This is a genomic window from Streptomyces sp. NBC_00631, from assembly GCF_045206895.1.
In the GTDB taxonomy this organism is placed as follows: Bacteria; Actinomycetota; Actinomycetes; order Streptomycetales; family Streptomycetaceae; genus Streptomyces.
Window position 1 is genome coordinate 3933876 of record NZ_CP107734.1, and the last position, 19053, is coordinate 3952928.

The window sequence follows — 19053 nt, forward strand, 5'->3', positions numbered from 1 at the left end:
CCTACTTTTGGATTGTAGGGCGGGACGCTGCGCGCAGGCGCCCGGCAGCCCCGTGGGAAGGGGTCGCCGGGCGCCTGCGAGAACGCCTCGGTACGCCTGCGAGGGCGCCGCTTCGGCTACGCCTGCGGAAGGCGGTCCAGCTGGGTCCGGATGCGCGCGATGTCGTCGTCGGCCTTGGCGAGCCGGGTGCGGATCTTGTCCACCACGTTGTCCGGGGCCTTCGCCAGGAACGCCTCGTTGCCCAGCTTCGCCGTCGCCTGGGCCTTCTCCTTCTCCGCGGCGGCGAGGTCCTTGGCCAGACGCTTGCGCTCCGCCGCCACGTCGATGGTGCCGGACAGGTCGAGGGCCACCGTGGCACCGGCCACCGGGAGGGTGGCCGTCGCCGCGAAGGCGTCGCCCTCCGGCTGGAGGCGCAGCAGCTGGCGGATGGCGGCCTCGTGCGGGGCGAGGGCCGTGCCGTCGAGGGTGAGGCGCGCCGGGACCCGCTGGCCGGCCTGCAGGCCCTGGTCGGCGCGGAAGCGGCGGACCTCGGTGATGACGGACTGGAGGGCCTCGATCTCCTTCTCCGCCGCCTCGTCACGGAAGCCGCTGTCGGACGGCCACTGCGCGATCACGACCGACTCGCCGCCGGTCAGCGTCGTCCACAGGGTGTCCGTGACGAACGGGACGACCGGGTGGAGGAGCTTCAGGGTGACGTCCAGGACCTCGCCCAGGACGCGCTGCGAGACCTCGGCGCCCCGGCCGCCCGCCTGGAAGGTGGTCTTGGACAGCTCGACGTACCAGTCGAAGACCTCGTCCCACGCGTAGTGGAAGAGCGAGTCGGAGAGCTTCGCGAACTGGAAGTCGTCGTAGAACGCGTCGACTTCGGCGACCGTCTTGTTGAGACGGGAGAGGATCCAGCGGTCCGTCGCCGACATCTCCGACGGGTCCGGGAGCGGGCCGTCAACCGTGGCGCCGTTCATCAGGGCGAAGCGGGTCGCGTTCCAGACCTTGTTGGCGAAGTTGCGGGACGCCTGGACCCACTCCTCGCCGATCGGCACGTCGGTGCCCGGGTTGGCGCCGCGGGCCAGGGTGAAGCGGACTGCGTCGGAGCCGTACTTGTCCATCCAGTCCAGCGGGTCGACGACGTTGCCGAAGGACTTCGACATCTTCTTGCCGCGCTCGTCACGGACCAGACCGGTCAGCGCGATGGTCTTGAAGGGGACCTCGCCGTCCATGGCGTAGAGGCCGAACATCATCATCCGGGCGACCCAGAAGAAGATGATGTCGTGGCCGGTCAGCAGGACGTCCGTCGGGTAGAACTTCCGCAGGTCCGCGGTCTGTTCGGGCCAGCCGAGGGTGGAGAACGGCCACAGGCCGGAGGAGAACCAGGTGTCGAGGACGTCGGTGTCCTGCTTCCAGCCCTCCGCCTCGGTACCCGGCGGCTCCTCGTCGGGGCCGACGCAGACGACCTGGCCCTCGGGGCCGTACCAGACCGGGATGCGGTGGCCCCACCACAGCTGGCGCGAGATGCACCAGTCGTGCATGTTGTCGACCCAGTCGAAGTACCGCTTCGACATGTCCTCGGGGTGGATCCTGACCCGGCCGTCGCGGACCGCGTCACCGGCGGCCTTCGCCAGCGGGCCGACCTTGACCCACCACTGCATCGACAGCCGCGGCTCGATGGTGGTGCTGCACCGCGAGCAGTGGCCGACGCTGTGGACGTACGGCCGCTTCTCGGCGACGATCCGGCCCTGCGAGCGCAGCGCCGCGACGATCGCGGAGCGCGCCTCGAACCGGTCCAGACCCTCGAAGGGGCCGTGGACGGTGATGACCGCGCGCTCGTCCATCACAGTGATGGACTCCAGGCCGTGGCGCTGGCCGATCGCGAAGTCGTTCGGGTCGTGGGCCGGGGTGACCTTGACGGCGCCCGTGCCGAACTCCGGATCGACGTGGGTGTCCGCGACGACCGGGATGGTGCGGTTGGTCAGCGGCAGTTTGATGCGCCTGCCGACGAGGTGCCGGTACCGCTCGTCGTCCGGGTGGACGGCGACCGCCGTGTCACCGAGCATCGTCTCCGCACGCGTGGTGGCGACGACCAGCGTCTCGTCGCCCTCGCCGTACTTGATGGAGACCAGCTCGCCGTCGTCCTCCTGGTACTCCACCTCGATGTCCGAGATGGCCGTCAGACAGCGCGGGCACCAGTTGATGATGCGCTCGGCGCGGTAGATCAGCTCGTCCTCGTAGAGCTTCTTGAAGATGGTCTGGACGGCCTTGGACAGGCCCTCGTCCATGGTGAAGCGCTCGCGGTCCCAGTCGACACCGTCGCCGAGCCGGCGCATCTGGCCGAGGATCCTGCCGCCGTACTCTTCCTTCCACTGCCAGACGCGCTCGACGAACGCCTCCCGGCCGAGGTCCTGACGGGACTTGCCCTCCTCGGCGAGCTGCTGCTCGACCTTGTTCTGGGTGGCGATACCGGCGTGGTCCATGCCGGGCAGCCACAGCGACTCGAAGCCCTGCATGCGCTTGCGGCGGGTCAGCGCGTCCATCAGCGTGTGCTGGAAGGCGTGGCCCAGGTGCAGTGAGCCGGTGACGTTCGGCGGGGGGATGACGATGGTGTACGCGGGCTTGTCGCTCTTGGCGTCGGCCGCGAAGTAACCGCGCTCTACCCAGCTCTCGTACAGCGGCCCCTCTACGTCGGCCGGCGCGTACTGGGTCGGCAGTTCGGTGCTGGGCGCTGTGGGCTGCTGCTGAGCATTCTCGGTCACGGGGCTCAGTTTAGAGGTGTCCCGACGCTGTCCCGAAACGCGTTTGTTCTGTAACGGTGGGCACACCCGCGCCATGAGTCCCCTGTGACTGAGCCAGGATGTCAGGAACACATAAGCATCTGGAGGGGAACCCAGAGATGAGCCACAACCAGCCGGGCCCGTACGGCGGGCCGCCGCCGCAGCAGCCGGGACCCTACGGGCCGCAGCCTGGTCCGTACGGCCGGCCGCCGCAGGCGCCCCAGCCCGGCTACGGCTACCCGCAGCAGGCTCCGCCGGCGGCGCCGCCGCAGCAGGGGCCCTACGGTCAGCCGCCGCAGCCCCCGCAGCCGGGCTACGGCTACCCGCAGCAGGGCGTTCCCCCGCAGCCGAACCCGTACGGCCAGCAGCCCCCGTACGGCCAGCCTCCCTACGGCGTTCCGCAGCCACCCGCTCCGGGCGGCGGGAAGAAGAAGACGGGGCTGATCATCGGGGCGGTGGCCGTGGTGGCGGCGATCGGCGTGGGGGCGTACTTCGTGCTCGGCGGGACCGGATCCGGCGCGCTGAAGGACGACGGGCCGCACAAGCTGACCGCGCCGGCCTCAGTGCTGTCCGGCAAGTACAAGCGGTACGGCGACTCCTCGCAGGAGAAGGCCAGTTCGAGCGATGCGAAGGACCTCGCCAAGGCCGGTGTCACCGACGCCACCTCGGTCGGCGCGGTCTACTCGACACTCGACCTGAACTCCCTCGACACCAGCGACCCGACGAGTGTGGCCAAGGCGCAGACCGCCGAGAACTTCACCTTCTTCGGCGTCTACGGCTCGGTGAAGGACCCGCAGGCGGCACTTGACACCACCTTCGCGCAGATGAAGGCGAACAGCTCCTCCGACGACGACGTGAAGCTGGTCGGCGACGCGCGGTCCGTCTCGCCCACCGGTCTGGACGGCGCGGTGATGAAGTGCCAGCAGGCGAAGGGCAAGAGCCAGCTCACCGGCAAGGACCAGACGGCGTACATGTGCATCTGGGCGGACTACAGCACCATCGGCATCGTGGAGCCGACGGCGGGTGTGAAGACGTACACCCTGGACGAGTCGGCGAAGATCGCGGCCGATGTGCGCGGTGACGTGCGCGTCGCCAAGTAGGCACGGCGGGCACACCCGCACGCGCACACGCACGCACGCGAAAGCGCCGGGCCCTCCTCGGAGGTGGGCCCGGCGCTTCGGTGTTGACGGGGGTTACGCCGACTTCTGCTCGCCCGGGCCGCGGCCGTTGCGCGCGTCGCGCGGGATCAGGGTCGGGTTGACGTTGGAGTGGACGACGTCGGCCGTGATGACGACGCGGGCCACGTCCTTGCGGGACGGGACCTCGTACATCACCGACATGAGGACTTCCTCCATGATGGCGCGCAGGCCGCGGGCGCCGGTCTGCCTGAGGATGGCCTGGTCGGCGATGGCCTCCAGGGCCTCGCGCTCGAAGTCCAGCTCCACGCCGTCGAGTTCGAAGAGGCGCTGGTACTGCTTGACCAGCGCGTTGCGCGGCTCGACGAGGATCTGCAGGAGGGCTTCCCGGTCGAGGTTGTGGACGCTCGTGATGACCGGAAGGCGGCCGATGAACTCCGGGATCATGCCGAACTTGACCAGGTCCTCGGGCATGACGTCCTCGAACTGGTCCTTGGCCTCCAGCTCGCGCTTGGAGCGGATGGTGGCGCCGAAGCCGATGCCCTTGGCACCCGCCCGGGACTCGATGATCTTCTCCAGGCCGGCGAAGGCACCGCCCACGATGAACAGCACGTTCGTCGTGTCGATCTGGATGAACTCCTGGTGCGGGTGCTTGCGGCCGCCCTGCGGCGGGACGGAGGCCGTGGTGCCCTCCAGGATCTTCAGCAGGGCCTGCTGCACGCCCTCGCCGGAGACGTCTCGCGTGATCGAAGGATTTTCGCTCTTACGGGCGACCTTGTCGATCTCGTCGATGTAGATGATCCCGGTCTCGGCCTTCTTGACGTCGTAGTCGGCGGCCTGGATCAGCTTGAGGAGGATGTTCTCCACGTCCTCGCCCACGTAGCCGGCCTCCGTCAGCGCGGTGGCGTCGGCGATCGCGAACGGGACGTTCAGCATGCGGGCCAGGGTCTGCGCCAGGAGCGTCTTGCCGGAGCCGGTGGGGCCCAGCAGGAGGATGTTGGACTTCGCCAACTCGATGGCGTCGTCGCGGCCTTGGGCGCCGCCGTTCTCCCCTGCCTGGACGCGCTTGTAGTGGTTGTACACCGCGACCGAGAGGGCCTTCTTGGCGGGCTCCTGGCCCACCACGTAGCCCTCCAGGAACTCGTAGATCTCGCGGGGCTTCGGGAGTTCCTCCCAGCGCACCTCGCTCGTCTCGGCGAGCTCCTCCTCGATGATCTCGTTGCAGAGATCGATGCACTCGTCGCAGATGTACACACCGGGCCCTGCGATGAGCTTCTTGACCTGCTTCTGGCTCTTGCCGCAGAACGAGCACTTGAGCAGATCGCCGCCGTCACCGATGCGTGCCACGGTGTGCTTCCCCTTCGCCTGGGAGACGCCTGGACTCTTCCGAATCCAGCGACTCCTGGTGCTGCCTTATGTCGACGGTACCTTGCCGGGCCCCCCGTACGGGCCCCCCTTGGCACGGTTCACTTTGACGTGCACCGTGCGGTGCGTGCGGTCAAACCGTGCCAAGGGCGGCAGAGAATACATTCTCTGCCGGCGGCTTCTGTCAGCGGACGTCAGCGTTGTTCATCTTCCGGGTGGAGATGATCTGGTCCACGATGCCGTACTCCAGCGCTTCCTCGGCCGTGAGGATCTTGTCGCGCTCGATGTCGTCGCGGACCTGCTCGATCGGCCGGTTGGAGTGCTTGGCCAGCATCTCCTCCAGCTGCGTGCGCATCCGGGTGAACTCGTTGGCGATGATCTCCAGGTCGGAGAGCTGGCCGCGGCCGGTGGAGCCGGCCGGCTGGTGGATCAGCACGCGGGAGTTCGGCAGCGCCATGCGCTTGCCGGGCGTACCGGCGGCCAGCAGGATCGCGGCGGCGGAGGCCGCCTGGCCCATGCAGACCGTCTGGATGTCGGGCTTCACGAACTGCATCGTGTCGTAGATCGCCGTGAGGGCGGTCATGTCGCCGCCCGGGCTGTTGATGTAGATCGAGATGTCCCGGTCCGGGTCCATCGACTCCAGGCACAGCAGCTGCGCCATGACGTCGTTGGCGGAGGCGTCGTCGATCTGGACGCCGAGGAAGATCACGCGCTCCTCGAAGAGCTTCGCGTACGGGTCGTACTCGCGGATGCCCTGGGAGGTGCGCTCGACGAAGCGCGGGATGACGTAGCGGGCGTCGGGCCGCGGACCGTCGTAACGGGCGTCGGCGGCGACGGGGAAGTTGCTCATGAGGGTGTTCACCGTCCTGGTGGCGTTCGGGGGAGCTGGAGTCTCGGCGGTGCGTGGCATGGCCGGGGCCTGGCGTCAGGCGCCGGTGCCGCCGCCTCCCGGAACACCCGAGGCGTTCCTGATGATCTCGTCGATGAGACCGTACTCCTTGGCCTCGTCCGGGGTGAACCAGCGGTCGCGGTCGGCGTCGCGAAGGATCGTCTCGACCGGCTGACCGGAGTGGAACGCGGTCAGCTCGGTCATGGTCTTCTTCGTACGCAGCAGGTACTGGGCCTGGATCTTGATGTCCGAGACCGTACCGCCCAGGCCCGCGGAGCCCTGGTGCATCATGATGTCCGTGTGCGGCAGGGCGAAGCGCTTGCCGGCGGTGCCGCCGGTGAGCAGGAACTGGCCCATCGAGGCCGCCATGCCCATACCGATCGTCACCACGTCGTTCGGGATGAACTGCATGGTGTCGTAGATCGCCATGCCGGCCGTCACCGAGCCGCCGGGACTGTTGATGTAGAGGTAGATGTCCTTGTCGGGGTCGGCCGCAAGGAGCAGCAGCTGCGCGGTGATCTTGTTGGCGATGTCGTCGTCGACCTGCTGGCCGAGGAAGATGATCCGCTCTCCGAGCAGCCGGTTGTAGACCTGGTCGCCGAGGCCACCACCGATGGAGGGGTCGCCGGCGGCGGAGGGCATCAGATTCGTCACGTATCCACCTGCTCGTCTTACGACGGCGCCGGGCCGTCTCACGTTTCCGTAGCCGGGGGCTTGGCTGCCCTCGTACTCATGGACCCTAACGCGATGGTCCCTTCGGGGAATCCCGGTAACAGCGCTGTTCGCCGGGGGCGTAGCGCCGTTCGGGGTGCGGTACGGGGACGTGTGCGGGTACGTGGGGGCTGGTCGCGCGGTTCCCCGCGCCCCTTGGGCGGGTTCCTGCGACGCCCATGGCAAAGGGGCCCCCGAAATGGTCCCAGGGGCCCCTGTACGCCGTTACGGGCGCCGGAGGGCTCAGCCCTCGGCCTTCTCCTCGTCGGCGGCGTCCGTGGCCTCAGCGGCGGCCTCAGGGGCCTCCGTCTCGTCCTCGTCCTCGTCGTCCAGGTCGACGATCTCGCCGTTGGTGTCCTTCACCGTGGCGGCCTCGACCACGACGGCCAGGGCCTTGCCGCGGGCGACCTCGCCGACCAGGAGCGGGACCTGGCCGCCCTCGACGACGGCCTGGGCGAACTGGTCGGGGGACATGCCGGAGGAGGCCGCGCGCCGCATGAGGTGCTCGGTGAGCTCCTCCTGGTTGACGTTGAGCTTCTCCTGCTTGACCAGCTCGTCGAGGACGAACTGGGTCTTGATCCCCTTGACCGCGGCTTCCTTGGTCTCGGTCTCGAACTCCTCCTCGGTCTTGCCCTGGATCTCCAGGTACTTCGCGAGGTCGAGACCCATCTGGCCGAGCTGGTGGTGCTCCAGGTTGTGCTTGCGGGTGTTGATCTCGTCCTCAAGCAGCTTCTCGGGGACCGGCACCTCGACGAGCTCCAGCAGCTTCTCCAGGACACGCTCCTGGGCCTGCGTGGCCTGGTCGTACGTCTTCATGTCGGCGAGGCGCTTGCGGCTGTCGGCCTTCAGCTCGTCCAGGGTGTCGAACTCGGAGGCGAGCTGCGCGAACTCGTCGTCCAGCTCGGGCAGTTCGCGGGCGGCGACCTGGGTGACCTTGACGGTGACCTCGGCCTCCCGGCCGGCCGCGGAGCCGCCCTTGAGCTCCGAGGTGAAGGTGGCCTCGGCACCGGCCTCCAGGCCCTTCACGGCGTCGTCGATGCCGTCGAGCAGCTCGCCGGAGCCGATGGTGTAGGAGACACCGCTGGCGATGCCGTCCTCCAGGACCTCGCCGTCGACCTTGGCCTCCAGGTCGACGGTGACGACGTCGCCGTCCTCGGCGGCGCGCTCGACCGGGGAGGTGGAGGCGAAGCGCTCACGGAGCTGCTCGACCGACTTCTCGACGTCCTCGTCGCTCACCTCGACGGCGTCGACCTCGACCTCGATGCCCGTGTAGTCCGGGATCTCCAGGGCCGGGCGGACGTCGACCTCGGCGGTGAAGTTCAGCGTCTCGCCGTCCTTCAGCTCGGTGATGTCGACCTCGGGCTGGCCGAGCGGGCTGAGCTCGGCCTCGTTGACCGCCTCGGTGTAGAACTTCGGGAGCGCGTCGTTGACGGCCTCCTCCAGGACCGCACCGCGGCCGAACCGCTGGTCGATGACGCGGGCCGGGATCTTACCCTTGCGGAAGCCCTTCACCGTGACCTGCTGGTTGATCTTCTTGTACGCCGCGTCGAGGCTGTCCTTGAGCTCCTCGAAGGGCACCTCGACAGTGAGCCGAACCCGGGTCGGGTTCAGGGTCTCCACGGCGCTCTTCACGGTTCGGTCTCCTTGTGGCTGACTTCTCGGGTTCCGCCGGTACCAGAGGGGCCCGGCGGAGTTTCGCCGCCCGGAGGAGTTCGCAGGCCGCCGTCTGGGGGCCGGGACACGCGGGCGCGCAGCTTGCATAGTAACCGCAGCGGCTCAGGGCCCCAAAAAGGCGATCAAGACGGACGCCGTCAGGTGGTGGTCGGGGTGGCGGGATTTGAACCCACGGCCTTCCGCTCCCAAAGCGGACGCGCTACCAAGCTGCGCCACACCCCGTTTCGGTGCGACACGTAGGGTACATGCCCGGGCCGCCCGCGTCGGCCGCTTTGTTCACCCGGGTCGGCATCCGGTCCGCGTCCCGTCCGTATCCCATCCGTGCAGACCAACACGTTGGCCTACCCGGCGGACGACCCGCTACGATGCCTTCTGTGCCGCGGTCACCGACGTGCGGCGCGTGTTGTGCGGGCGTAGCTCAATGGTAGAGCTTCAGTCTTCCAAACTGACTACGCGGGTTCGATTCCCGTCGCCCGCTCTGTCGGCGAAGGCCCAGGTGAGAGGTTGCGGACCTCCTCTCCCTGGGCCTTCGGCGTTCTCAGAAGTTGATCGAGTTTATGGTCTGCGCCAGCGAGTCGAGGAACCGCTGGATGGACGGGGCCATCCCGGTCGAGGCGAGGAAGAAGCCGAAGAGGACGGCGACGATGGCGGGGCCCGCCTTGATGCTTCCCCCTCTCATCATCACCACAAGGATGATCGCCAACAGCAACACCACAGACAGTGAAATGGCCACAACTGATCACACCCTCGGTCGGTCCGCTCTCCGGCCCTGGGGTACGACCCCCGCACCCCCGCCAGATCCATCGTGCCACCAACCCGGCCGCACTATGCGGTTCGTGACACAACGTCGACATCACGCCCCACACCGACAACCGCCCGCACTGCAATTCGAGGGCCCACCCCCCGGTGGATCCAGGGCAATTGACAGACATGGTTTCAGTGTCCACACAACTCGCGCGCAGCTAATTCGAATTGCCGACACAGGCACGGCAAAGGGCGATCATCGGCGGGCGCTATGCACCAATTAGTAGGGATTAACAAGGACATCCCGGGCGTAAGCGTCCCATGGGGCGGCATAGGCCCAGGCATCTGTTCCGGTAAATCACCCGGTTGTTCACAGGCCGTCGTCACCGATGTCCAGGACTCGCATCGGTGGTTTTACGCAATCCCACAGGCGACGCTAGGGTGCCTCAAATGTCTGACGCCGCCATGTCCCCCGGCCAGAACCGAACACCCCGTCCCCCGGCCCGGCCGCCGGTGGACAGACACCGCGACGCGTTCTTCGACAACGCCAAGTACCTGGCGATCGTGCTCGTCGCGATGGGTCACTCATGGGAGCCGCTCAAGGGCGACAGCCGCGTCCTGGAAGCGATGTACTGCGTCGTGTACGCCTTCCACATGCCGGCGTTCATCATCGTCTCCGGCTACTTCTCCCGGACCTTCGACATGCGTCCGGACCGGCTCAGGCGGCTGGTCACCGGGGTCGTCGTCCCCTATGTCCTGTTCGAGACCGCCTACTCGCTCTTCCAGCGGTTCGTCGTCGGCGCCCCCGACCAGGACATCAGCCTGCTCGACCCCTGGTACCTGACCTGGTTCCTGTGCGCGCTGTTCGTCTGGCGCCTGACCACGCCCCTGTGGAAGGCGGTCCGCCACCCCCTGCCGGTCGCCTTCGGCATCGCGATGCTGGCATCCGTGTCCCCGTCCATCGGTGACGACCTCGACCTCCAGCGGGTCCTGCAGTTCCTGCCGTACTTCGTGCTCGGCCTGTGCCTGCGGCCCGAGCACTTCCGGCTGGTGCGCCGGTGGCCGGTGCGGATCGCCGCGGTGCCGGTGTTCGCCCTCGCGCTGGCGTTCGCCTGGTGGTCGGTGCCGCGGATGAACACCGCGTGGTTCTACCACCGGGACTCCGCGCAGGAGCTGGGCGCGCCGTGGTGGTGCGGGCCGGTGATGGTGCTCGCCATGTTCGGCTGCTCGATGGTGCTGACGGCAGGCTTCTTCTCCTGGGTGCCGGGCCGGCGGACGTGGTTCACGGCGCTGGGCGCAGGCACCCTGTACGGCTATCTCCTGCACGGCTTCGTCGTGAAGTACGGCGTCCACGCGGGCTGGTTCGACCCGACGTGGCTGCACGGGCCGCTCGGCGAGATCCTCGTCACCGCGCTCGCGGGCGGCTGCGTGACACTGCTGTGCACCCGGCCCGTGCGGCGGGTGTTCCGGTTCGCCATGGAGCCCGGCATGGAGTGGGCGTTCCGGCGGGACGCGGCGGAACTGGCCCGGGAGCGGAGTCCGCGGAGCGGGGAGAGCCGGGAGCGGAGTCCGCGGAGCGGGGAGCGCCGGGAGATGGCCGACGCCTGACGCCGCTCGTTCCGCTTACGCGGGGAGACCGAGGAGGGCGCGCATCCGGGCGTACTTCTCGGTCAGCCGGTTCCGGGTGGCCTCGTCCAGGACGGCGAGCCGGGCGGGGTCGGCGTTGTGCGCGAGGTCGGCCTCCTTGACGAGCAGGGCGCCGGGGGTGGCGAGGATGCGGCGGGCGTACGACTCGGGGGGCTCGCCGGGGTGCTTGGTGAGGGCACGGACGACGGCCTTCGTGCGGGGGCTCAGGGCGGCCGTGTCCAGCCACTCCTCGGTGAGGGCGTGATCCTCGACGGAGTCGTGCAGCCAGGCGGCGGCGATCTGGTCCGGGTCGCCGCCGCGGGCCTGGACGCCGTGGGCGACGGCGGCGAGGTGCTCCGCGTAGGGGCGGCCGGCCTTGTCGGTCTGCGCCGCGTGCACGGCTCGGGCCAGCTTCTCGACTTCGGGGAGGGTGAGAGGGGTCGGGGTGGTCACGGTGCGAGTATGTCGTGGCCGGGGTGAGGGGTGTCACCTACCGGCGCTTGCAGGGTGCCGCCCGCGCCCGCCCTCCCCCACGGCTGGACGAAAGACACGGCTGGGCAGCGCGCCCCACAGGGGCGCGGGGAACTGCGCGACCAGCCACATCGCACCCGCAGCCGCCGACGATCCACGGCCACCCCCGGCAACCCAGCCGCACCCCGGCCCACGGCCACCCCACCGCCTCCCCACAACACAGCCATACCCCGGCCCACGGCCACCCCGCTGTCCCCGCGGCGCAACCGCGCCGCGGCTGGGGTTCACCTTGCTGCCTCGCGGCAGATCAGCAGGAGCGCCCTGTCGTCGTTGACGTCCTTCGCGACCGCCTCGATCAGGTGCCAGGCGGCGCCGTGGAAGCCGCCGGCGACGTAGCGGTCGGCCTCTCCGGTGAGGCGGTCTATGCCCTCCACGATGTCGCGCTCGGACGTCTCCACCAGGCCGTCCGTGAAGATCATCAGGACGTCGCCGGGGCGCAGGGAGCCCTTCACCGGGTCGAACTGGGCGCCGTCGTAGACGCCGAGGAGGGGGCCCTCGGCCGCCTTCTCCTCCCAGCGGCCGCTGCCGGCGCTGAGCTGGAGGCCGGGCGGGTGGCCCGCGGAGTACAGCTCGTAGTCGCCGGAGTCGAGGTCCAGGACCAGGTGTATGGAGGTCGCGAAGCCCTCGTCCCAGTCCTGGCGCAGGAGGTAGCCGTTGGCGGCGGGGAGGAAGGCGTGCGGCGGGAGGGAGCCGAGGAGGCCGCCGAAGGCGCCGGAGAGGAGGAGGGCGCGGGACGCCGCGTCCATGCCCTTGCCGGAGACGTCCGTGAGGACGACCTCCATCGTGCGGCCGTTGTTCGTGCGGGCCGCGACCACGAAGTCGCCGGAGAAGGACTGCCCGCCCGCCGGCCGCAGGGCCATCTCACGGTGCCAGCCCGGCGGCAGCTTCGGCAGCTTGCTCTGTACCCGGATGCGTTCGCGCAGGTCGAAGAGCATGGTGCCGCCGCGCCGCCAGGGCACGCCGACCCGGCTGCGGAACTGGGCGGTGAGGAGACCGAAGAAACCGCAGGCGGCGACCACAAGGACGACGCCGGGGGTGACCCGGGAGGGGCCCTCGGTGTAGGGGCCGAGCCGTACCGACTCCACGATCAGGGCGGTGGCCGCCGCCGCGTACAGACCGAGCAGGCTCGCCGGGCGCAGCAGCAGGCCGCCCGCGATGATCGGCAGGACCAGCGAGGCCGGGGAGAACCAGACCGAGTTGGCGAGGGTCATGGCCGCGAGGACCGGGACGGTCAGGAACAGCCCGATCAGGGCGATCCAGTCGGAGCCGTCGCCGCGGAAGTAGTCCACGGCGCTTCTGCGCACGCCGACGCGGACCCGGTGCCACTGCACTTTCCACCGGGCCGGAAGCGTCTCGGCTTTCGCGCGCCGCTCTCGGTCTACTGCCATTAGTTCGGGACCCTATCCATCGAACCAGCTGCTTGGCACGGGAGGTCCCACTTGTCCCCCGTCCGAGGCTGCCCTGCGAGTGCGACTTCACAGTGAACTTCACCGACGGCCCCCGCGTCGCCGTACGGGAGAAATTCGCTGGCTCGCCCTGCAATGCCCTGGTAGGCATGGCTCATGGCGACCGAGCGTGCGACCGAGTTGAAGGTGCTGCGTCCCGAGGAGTTCGACGGGTGGTGGGAGCACCTGGTGCGGGCCTTCGGCGCGGGTCCGGCGCCGGCCGAGGAGCGCGACCTGGACCGGTCCCTCACGGAGTCCGAGCGGTCGCTGGCCGTCTGGGACGGCTCCGAGATGGTGGGGACGGCGGGCGCGTTCCGGTTCCGGATGACGGTGCCGGGCGGTGCCGTGCTGCCCACCGCGGGGATCACCATGGTGAGCGTGGCCGCGACGCACCGGCGGCGCGGGGTGCTGACCTCGATGATGCGCCGTCAGCTGGACGACATACGGGAGTGGGGCGAGCCGCTGGCCGCGCTGACCGCCTCCGAGCCGGCGATCTACGGCCGCTTCGGGTACGACGCGGCGACCTTCCAGCTGCAGGCCGAGATCGACACGAGCCGGGTGACCCTGGACGTGCCGGCCGGCACCGGTGACGTACGGCTGCGGTACGCGGCCCCGGCGGACGTGCTCGGCGCGTGCGAGGCGGTCTACGCGGAGCTGGTGCCGCTGCGGCCCGGGATGCTGGCCCGGCAGCCCGGCTGGGAGCGGGTCGGGGTGTTCGACCCGGAGAGCGGGCGGGACGGGGCGTCGGCGCTGCAGTGCGTGCTCGCCGAGCGGGACGGAAAGGTCACCGGGTACGCCCGGTTCCGTACCAAGCTGGGCTGGTCGCCGAGCGGGCACGACGGCACGGTGTCGCTGGAGGACCTCGCCGCGCTCGATCCGGCGAGCGACGCGGCGCTGTGGCGGTTCCTGTTCGGCATCGACCTGATGTCCAGGCTGACGGTACGGGGGCGGCCGGTCGACGACGCCTGGCAGTACCAGGTCTCCGACATCCGGCGCTGCCTGACGCGGGTGCGGGACATGGGGTACGTCCGTCTCGTCGACGTCGGTGCGGCGCTCGCGGCGCGCACCTACCAGACGCCGGTGGACGTGGTGCTGGAGGTGGCGGACGCCTTCTGCCCCTGGAACGCGGGGTGTTGGCGGCTGACCGGGGACGCCAAGGGGGCGTCCTGCGAGCGCACCACGGACGCCGCCGAACTGACGCTGTCGGTGCGGGAGCTGGCGGCGGCGTACCTCGGCGGTGTGTCCCTGCTGTCGCTGGCGCGGGCCGGCCGGGTGGGCGAACTGCGGCCGGGGGCGCTGGCGGAGGCGTCGGTGGCGTTCGGCTCCCCGGCCCTGCCGTGGCTGCCGCACGGTTTCTAACGGCGCTGGCAGGTGGGGCACCAGAAGAGGTTGCGGGCGGCGAGGTCGGCGGTGCGGATCCCGGTGCCGCAGAGGTGGCAGGGCAGGGTGGCCCGGCGGTAGACGTACACCTCGCCGCCGTGGTCGTCCACGCGCGGCGGGCGGCCCATCGCCTCCGGGGTGTGCTCGGGCCGGACGGTGTCGATGCGGTTGTTGCGGACGCCCTCGCGCATCAGGGCGACGAGGTCGGCCCAGACGCGGTCCCACTCGGCGGGGGTGAGGTCCCGGCCCGCGCGGTACGGGTCGATCCCGTGCCGGAACAGGACCTCGGCGCGGTAGACGTTCCCGACGCCGGCGATGACCTTCTGGTCCATCAGCAGGGCGGCGATCGTCGTACGGCTGCGGGAGATCCTGTGGTACGCCGCGTCCGGGTCGGCGTCGTCACGGAGCGGATCCGGGCCGAGGCGGGCGTGTACGGCGTTCTTCTCGTCGTCGGTGATCAGGGCGCAGGTGGTGGGGCCGCGCAGGTCGACGTAGGCGGTGGGGTCGGCCAGGCGGAGGCGGACGGTGTCGGTGGCCGGGGGCGCGGGGGCGTCGCCGAAGGTGACCTTGCCGAAGAGGCCGAGGTGTATGTGCACCCAGTCGCTGTCGCGGAAGCCGAGGAAGAGGTGCTTGCCGTGGGCTTCCGTGCGGGTGAGTTGGGCGCCGTCGAGAAGGCTCGCCGCGTCGGAGAACTTGCCCTGCGGACTGGTGACCCTGACGGGTCCGGTGAGCCGACGGTAGTCCAGCGCGAGCCGGTGGATCGTGTGCCCTTCTGGCACTGAGGTGATTCCTTTCCCATCCGCCCGCCCGACCCGGTCAGCCGGAGGGTGAACGTCGAAGAGCGCCCAACCGCAGGGCCCCGGTAAGGGGCCGGCCCCCGCGCGCCCGCAGCCGAACGCCTGCCGGCCGTCGGTTACCGGTCGTCCCCGGAGGGGTGGTGCGCCGGGATCGGCGGGAGGTCGCCCGTCGTCTCGTAGGCCGCCAGCATGTCGATGCGGCGGATGTGGCGCTCGTCCTCGGAGAAGGGCGTGTTGAGGAAGGTCTCGACGAACTTGGTCGCCTCTTCCTGGGTGTGCATGCGCGAGCCCACCGCGACGACGTTCGCGTTGTTGTGCTGTCGGCCGAGCGACGCGGTCTCCTCGCTCCAGGCGAGGGCCGCCCGGACGCCCTTCACCTTGTTCGCGGCGATCTGCTCACCGTTGCCGGAGCCGCCGATCACTACGCCGAGGGACTTGGGGTCGGCCGCCGTCCGCTCGGCCGCGCGAAGACAGAAGGGCGGGTAGTCGTCCTGGGCGTCGTAGATGTGGGGGCCGCAGTCGACGGGGTCGTGACCCGCCGCCTTCAGCCACTCGACGAGGTGGTTCTTGAGTTCGAAGCCCGCATGGTCGGAGCCGAGATACACGCGCATGGGATGAGTGTGACATGGGTGTGAACGCTCGGCAGGGGCGGGGCCAGGCCTCGGAAATTGTGAGCAATGCTACAGAACCTCAGGAAAACCTCAAATAACGATCTGGATTCAAAGGTTCAGGAATGAGTTCTCCTCCGTTTCACTGGACCAACTCGTACGCCGCTCGTGCGAGGGCCCGCTCACCCGGCGCAAAGGAATTCCCCCCATGACTGGCAACGGTCCCCAAGACGGTCTCCAAGCAGGACTCAAGAACCGCCATCTGTCGATGATCGCCATCGGCGGTGTCATCGGCGCCGGCCTCTTCGTCGGCTCCAGTACCGGTATCGCCACCGCGGGACCCGGCATCCTGCTGTCGTACGCGCTCGTCGGCACGCTCGTGGTGCTGGTGATGCGGATGCTCGGCGAGATGTCCGCCGCCAACCCGGCCTCCGGGTCGTTCTCCGCACACGCGGACCGCGCGCTCGGCCGCTGGGCCGGCTTCTCCATCGGCTGGCTCTACTGGTTCTTCTGGGTGGTGGTGCTGGCGGTCGAGGCCACCGCCGGCGCCAAGATCCTGGAAGGCTGGATCCCGGCCGTGCCCCAGTGGGGCTGGGCACTCATCGTGATGGTGGTGCTCACCGCCACCAACCTGGTCTCGGTCGGCTCCTACGGCGAGTTCGAGTTCTGGTTCGCCGGCATCAAGGTCGTCGCGATCGGCGCGTTCATCGTCGTCGGCCTGCTGGCGGTGCTGGGCGTGCTGCCCGGTGTCGACGACGACAAGGCGAGCTTCTCCAACCTCACCGGCCAGGGCGGCTTCCTGCCGCACGGTCCCGGCGCCGTCCTCACCGGCGTCCTGCTCGTCGTCTTCTCCTTCATGGGCAGCGAGATCGCCACCCTGGCCGCCGGCGAGTCGGAGGATCCGCAGCGCGCGGTCACCAAGTCCACCAACAGCATCATCTGGCGGATCGGCGTCTTCTACCTCGGCTCGATCCTCATCGTCGTCTCGCTGCTCCCGTGGAACGACCCCTCCATCAAGGAGAAGGGCTCCTACGTCGCCGCCCTGGACTCCCTCGGCATCGCGCACGCCGGCCAGATCATGAACGTCATCGTGCTGACGTCCGTCCTGTCCTGTCTCAACTCCGGCCTGTACACGGCCTCCCGGATGGCCTTCTCGCTCGGGCAGCGGGGCGACGCACCCAAGGCGTTCGCCCGGACCACCGCCCGCGGGGTGCCGATGGCCGCGATCGTCGCGTCCGTGCTCTTCGGGTTCGTCGCCGTCTTCTTCAACTACAAGTTCCCGGACTCCGTCTTCCTCTTCCTCGTCAACTCCAGTGGCGCGGTGGCCCTGTTCGTCTGGCTCGTCATCTGCTTCTCCCAGTTGCGCATGCGGAAGATCATCCAGGCCGAGGCGCCGGAGAAGCTCGTCGTGAAGATGTGGCTGTACCCGTACCTGACCTGGGCGACGGCCGGGCTGATCGTCTTCGTGCTGGGCTACATGCTGACCGACACGGAGGGCGAGAGCAGCGGCCGTACGACGGTGCTGCTCTCGCTGCTGGTCGCGGCGGTGGTGGTCGTGGTCGCCGTGGTCAAGCAGAAGGTGACCGGCGGCCGTATGGCCGAGGCGGTCGCCGAGCCCGCCGACAAGGTGTCCGTCGGCTGACCCTCACAGCAGGGTGAAACCCTCCTTCACCTGCTCGTACGTCCGCACGGCCTGGGCTTCGACCGCCGGCTGGTACCAGGTGTTGATCTGGTACGACTTGCCGCCGGCGTCGAAGCCCAGCAGTCGTGCGTGCCAGGGGGTGCCCTTGAGGGTGAAGGTGTACTCCCAGACCACCGCCGGGTAGCCGCGGAAGGTCGTCTCGGCCAGCCGGATCTTGGTGTAGTCCTGGCCCTGGTGGGCGCTGCGTTCGGAGGCGCTCCAGGTCTCCATGAGGTCGCCGCGGGCGAGCGAGGACCTGGCGACGAGTTCCTGGCGGCCGTCGGGGGAGGTGTAGTGGACCTCGGCGCCCGTCTTCACGTCCCTGCGCCAGCCGGCGGGGGGTGCCCACGCGTAGCCGCCGGCCTCCTCGTGGGTGCCGGGCGGGAGGGAGCGGGGGCGGGCTGTGCCCTCGACTGTGGGCGCCGATGAAGTGGGCGTCGGGGCCGAGGGCGTTGAGGAGGTGCCGGTCGCTTTGCCGCTGTCGCCGCTGCCGGTCGTGGTGGTGAGGAGGATGGCGAGGGCGGTGGCTACGGCTGCGATCCCCAGTACGGCGAGGAGAGTCGTGCGTTTGGGGGGTGTGCGGCGGTGGGTCGCTGCGGGTGCGTTGTGGCTGGTCGCGCTCCGCGGCGAAACCGCTGACCGATGCGGCCCCGCGCCTCTTCCGGGGCGCTGTGGTGCGGGGCGCCGAAGTGCGGGGGCTGCCTGAGGTTGGGCCGGGAGGGTCGGGACCTTCGAATTGCCCGACGGGGTTTCCGAGCGGGTCTCCGAGCGGGGTTCGGACGGGGCCTCCGTCGATGCGCTGTTCGGTGGTGGCGGCTGCGGGGGTTGGTCCTCCGGTGTCTGGAGGCGTAGCACGTACGGCGGCGTCGGGCGTTCCGTGGGGGCCGGGTAGGTCTGCGTCGGAGTCTGGGCCGGGTACGCCACCGGGGTCAGTTCCCGTTCCACCTCCGCCAGTCCGGGTCGCACCGTCGGTTCCTTCTCCAGCAGGGCTGCCAGCAGGTCGCGCAACGGGCCTGCCTCCGACGGGAGTTCGGGCTCCTCGTAGAGGACCGCGTGCAGGGTCGCCAGGGTGGTGTCGCGGGTGAAGGGGGAGCGGCCGCCGAGGGCCGCGCACAGCGTCGCGCCGAGCGACCAGAGGTCGGACGGCGGGCCCTGCGGGCGGCCGGAGACGCGCTCGGGCGCCATGTAGTCGGGGGAGCCGACGAGCATGCCTGCCATGGTGAGCGCCTTGGCGTCCTGGATCGCGGCGATGCCGAAGTCGGTGAGGACGACCCGGCCGGCGGTGTTCTCGACGAGCACGTTCGCGGGTTTGATGTCGCGGTGCAGCACTCCCCCGGCGTGCACCTGCCGCAGCGCCGCCACCAGACCGAGGCCGATCCGGGCGGTCGCGCGCGGGCTCAGCGGCCCCTCCTCGGCCATGATCCACTCCAGCGACCGGCCGTTGACCAGCTCCATGACGATCCACAGGCGTTCGCCCTCGTCGACGACGTCGTAGACCCGTACGACGTTGGGGTGGTCGATCCGGGCGGTGGCCCTGGCCTCGCGCAGGGTGCGTTCGCGGCGGGTGCGGGTGTCCTCCGCGTCGAGGCCGTCGATCCGCATCTCCTTGACGGCGACCTGCCGGTCGAGTGTCTCGTCGGCGGCCCGCCACACCCGCCCCATTCCGCCCTGCCCGATGCTCTCGGCCAGCCGGTAGCGGCC

The 19053-nt window shown here is 69.7% G+C and carries 15 protein-coding genes and 2 tRNA genes; 5 read left to right on the forward strand and 12 right to left on the reverse strand.

Annotated elements, in window-relative coordinates:
• Window positions 1-116: 116 nt before the first annotated feature.
• On the reverse strand, window positions 117-2747 hold the full coding sequence (locus OHB00_RS17975) for a valine--tRNA ligase (RefSeq protein WP_406435914.1): 2631 nt from the start codon (window positions 2745-2747) through the stop codon (window positions 117-119).
• Window positions 2748-2884: 137 nt separating this feature from the next.
• Here OHB00_RS17975 and OHB00_RS17980 point away from each other — a divergent pair, with 137 nt between their 5' ends.
• Complete coding sequence (locus OHB00_RS17980) at window positions 2885-3865, forward strand: hypothetical protein (RefSeq protein WP_406435915.1); 981 nt, start codon at window positions 2885-2887, stop codon at window positions 3863-3865.
• 93 nt (window positions 3866-3958) lie between these two features.
• On the opposite strand, the gene clpX is transcribed toward OHB00_RS17980, so the two are convergent.
• The 5 genes from clpX to OHB00_RS18005 all read right to left on the reverse strand — a co-directional run bounded on the left by clpX (window position 3959) and on the right by OHB00_RS18005 (window position 8762).
• The gene (gene clpX, locus OHB00_RS17985) at window positions 3959-5248 is read right to left on the reverse strand and encodes an ATP-dependent Clp protease ATP-binding subunit ClpX (RefSeq protein WP_360238737.1); all 1290 of its coding nucleotides are present in this window, start codon (window positions 5246-5248) and stop codon (window positions 3959-3961) included.
• A 202-nt stretch (window positions 5249-5450) separates the two neighbouring features.
• The gene (locus tag OHB00_RS17990; RefSeq protein WP_406435916.1) at window positions 5451-6116 is read right to left on the reverse strand and encodes an ATP-dependent Clp protease proteolytic subunit; all 666 of its coding nucleotides are present in this window, start codon (window positions 6114-6116) and stop codon (window positions 5451-5453) included.
• A 75-nt stretch (window positions 6117-6191) separates the two neighbouring features.
• The gene (locus tag OHB00_RS17995) at window positions 6192-6797 is read right to left on the reverse strand and encodes an ATP-dependent Clp protease proteolytic subunit (RefSeq protein ID WP_406445831.1); all 606 of its coding nucleotides are present in this window, start codon (window positions 6795-6797) and stop codon (window positions 6192-6194) included.
• 312 nt (window positions 6798-7109) lie between these two features.
• The gene (tig, locus tag OHB00_RS18000; protein ID WP_406435917.1) at window positions 7110-8498 is read right to left on the reverse strand and encodes a trigger factor; all 1389 of its coding nucleotides are present in this window, start codon (window positions 8496-8498) and stop codon (window positions 7110-7112) included.
• A 187-nt stretch (window positions 8499-8685) separates the two neighbouring features.
• Window positions 8686-8762, reverse strand: a tRNA-Pro gene (locus OHB00_RS18005).
• A gap of 185 nt (window positions 8763-8947) precedes the next feature.
• On the opposite strand from OHB00_RS18005, the gene OHB00_RS18010 reads away from it, so the two are divergent.
• Window positions 8948-9018, forward strand: a tRNA-Gly gene (locus OHB00_RS18010).
• 60 nt (window positions 9019-9078) lie between these two features.
• On the opposite strand, the gene OHB00_RS18015 is transcribed toward OHB00_RS18010, so the two are convergent.
• Complete coding sequence (locus OHB00_RS18015; protein ID WP_093503029.1) at window positions 9079-9273, reverse strand: hypothetical protein; 195 nt, start codon at window positions 9271-9273, stop codon at window positions 9079-9081.
• A gap of 476 nt (window positions 9274-9749) precedes the next feature.
• On the opposite strand from OHB00_RS18015, the gene OHB00_RS18020 reads away from it, so the two are divergent.
• Window positions 9750-10892, forward strand: coding sequence for an acyltransferase family protein (locus OHB00_RS18020; RefSeq protein ID WP_406445833.1), 1143 nt, complete (start codon window positions 9750-9752; stop codon window positions 10890-10892).
• Window positions 10893-10907: 15 nt separating this feature from the next.
• On the opposite strand, the gene OHB00_RS18025 is transcribed toward OHB00_RS18020, so the two are convergent.
• Both OHB00_RS18025 and OHB00_RS18030 read right to left on the reverse strand, forming a co-directional pair.
• Complete coding sequence (locus OHB00_RS18025) at window positions 10908-11363, reverse strand: HD domain-containing protein (protein WP_406435918.1); 456 nt, start codon at window positions 11361-11363, stop codon at window positions 10908-10910.
• Between the two features lie 302 nt (window positions 11364-11665).
• On the reverse strand, window positions 11666-12829 hold the full coding sequence (locus OHB00_RS18030) for a PP2C family protein-serine/threonine phosphatase (RefSeq protein ID WP_406435919.1): 1164 nt from the start codon (window positions 12827-12829) through the stop codon (window positions 11666-11668).
• 174 nt (window positions 12830-13003) lie between these two features.
• Between OHB00_RS18030 and OHB00_RS18035 the strand changes: the two genes are divergently transcribed.
• Window positions 13004-14245 (forward strand): GNAT family N-acetyltransferase, encoded by a 1242-nt coding sequence (locus tag OHB00_RS18035; RefSeq protein WP_406435920.1) that lies wholly within the window; start codon window positions 13004-13006, stop codon window positions 14243-14245.
• Here the strand turns inward: OHB00_RS18035 and OHB00_RS18040 are convergent.
• Both OHB00_RS18040 and OHB00_RS18045 read right to left on the reverse strand, forming a co-directional pair.
• Complete coding sequence (locus OHB00_RS18040) at window positions 14242-15045, reverse strand: Fpg/Nei family DNA glycosylase (protein ID WP_406435921.1); 804 nt, start codon at window positions 15043-15045, stop codon at window positions 14242-14244. The genes OHB00_RS18035 and OHB00_RS18040 overlap by 4 nt on opposite strands.
• A gap of 134 nt (window positions 15046-15179) precedes the next feature.
• Window positions 15180-15674 (reverse strand): ribose-5-phosphate isomerase, encoded by a 495-nt coding sequence (locus OHB00_RS18045; RefSeq protein ID WP_406435922.1) that lies wholly within the window; start codon window positions 15672-15674, stop codon window positions 15180-15182.
• 205 nt (window positions 15675-15879) lie between these two features.
• On the opposite strand from OHB00_RS18045, the gene OHB00_RS18050 reads away from it, so the two are divergent.
• Window positions 15880-17313, forward strand: a complete 1434-nt coding sequence (locus tag OHB00_RS18050; protein WP_406435923.1) for an amino acid permease — start codon at window positions 15880-15882, stop codon at window positions 17311-17313.
• A 3-nt stretch (window positions 17314-17316) separates the two neighbouring features.
• Here the strand turns inward: OHB00_RS18050 and OHB00_RS18055 are convergent, their stop codons facing one another.
• Window positions 17317-19014, reverse strand: a complete 1698-nt coding sequence (locus OHB00_RS18055) for a protein kinase domain-containing protein (protein WP_406445834.1) — start codon at window positions 19012-19014, stop codon at window positions 17317-17319.
• Between the last annotated feature and the right edge of the window lie 39 nt (window positions 19015-19053).